General features: G+C 63.1%; 1 protein-coding gene. It reads left to right on the plus strand.

The window, feature by feature from the left end; all coding sequences use genetic code 11:
• Positions 1–360 (plus strand): transposase (locus EJC47_RS20900; RefSeq protein ID WP_185867753.1); only part of this gene is annotated, 360 nt, incomplete at both ends.

Consider the following 360-nt stretch of genomic DNA (forward strand, 5'->3'; position numbering starts at 1 on the left):
ATCCGCAGTTGATCGCCAAGTATCAGCGCCGCTTTCCCGGCTTCGACGACAAGATCGTGTCGATGTATGCGCGCGGCATGAGCACCCGCGAGATTACCGGGCATCTCCACGATCTGTACGGGATCGACGTGTCGCCGGATCTGATCAGCACGGTGACCGACGCCGTGCTCGACGAGGTGGCGACGTGGCAGCAGCGGCCGCTCGATCCGATCTACCCGCTGGTTTTCTTCGACGCGATCCGGGTCAAGATCCGCGACGAGGGCATAGTTCGCAACAAAGCCATTCACATCGCGCTGGGCGTTCGCGCCGACGGCGCGAAGGAGGTCCTCGGCCTGTGGCTCGAGCAGAATGAGGGTGCGA

Origin of the sequence: Sphingomonas sp. TF3 (assembly GCF_003985085.1) — a bacterium.
In the GTDB taxonomy this organism is placed as follows: domain Bacteria; phylum Pseudomonadota; class Alphaproteobacteria; order Sphingomonadales; family Sphingomonadaceae; genus Sphingomonas.